Below are 498 nucleotides of genomic sequence, written 5' to 3'. Positions count from 1 at the left end.
CAATTACCACCGCATCTTGCTTTAGAAGGAATTAAACTTAAAGCTGAAGAGGATAAGTGCCTAAGAGAAGCAAATAAAGCATACGAATTGATTTATGAAAATTTCGTCAAAAGCAAGGAGATAATTAATGATGAGGATATTAAAAAAATGAGTTCCAAAGTGCTTATGGCCTCAACAGATCTTCTTACAGTTACTAATAAAATCACAGTGTGAATAACAAGTGAATTATTAAATTTTAATGTTAAGTAAAAACAATAATAAAGGCGGTTTTATATGGACGAGTTTGCTCACTATAAATTGAAGATTGATGCAAAACCAAGTATGTTTCACGGCAAGACAGTTAGAAAAAATCTAACTGATACTCTTTGGCGTAAAAAAATCAGGGCTGCCATTCTTGAAACAAAGAAACACAGGTGTGCGATTTGTAATTATACGCCTCACATCAATGATTTACGAAGACTTCATGTACATGAAATAGAAGAATATGATTTTGATAAT

General features: G+C 31.7%; 2 protein-coding genes. Both read left to right on the top strand.

The window, feature by feature from the left end; translation table 11 throughout:
• On the top strand, positions 1-213 hold a 213-nt coding region (locus tag SB764_RS38290; protein ID WP_410866502.1), incomplete at its 5' end, for a hypothetical protein.
• A 60-nt stretch (positions 214-273) separates the two neighbouring features.
• On the top strand, positions 274-498 hold a 225-nt coding region (locus SB764_RS38285; protein ID WP_410866501.1), incomplete at its 3' end, for a hypothetical protein.

It is taken from the genome of Paraburkholderia sp. SIMBA_027, from assembly GCF_046535315.1.
GTDB classification, from domain to species: Bacteria; Pseudomonadota; Gammaproteobacteria; order Burkholderiales; family Burkholderiaceae; genus Paraburkholderia; species Paraburkholderia tropica.
This window is presented reverse-complemented; position numbering and strand designations above follow the sequence as displayed.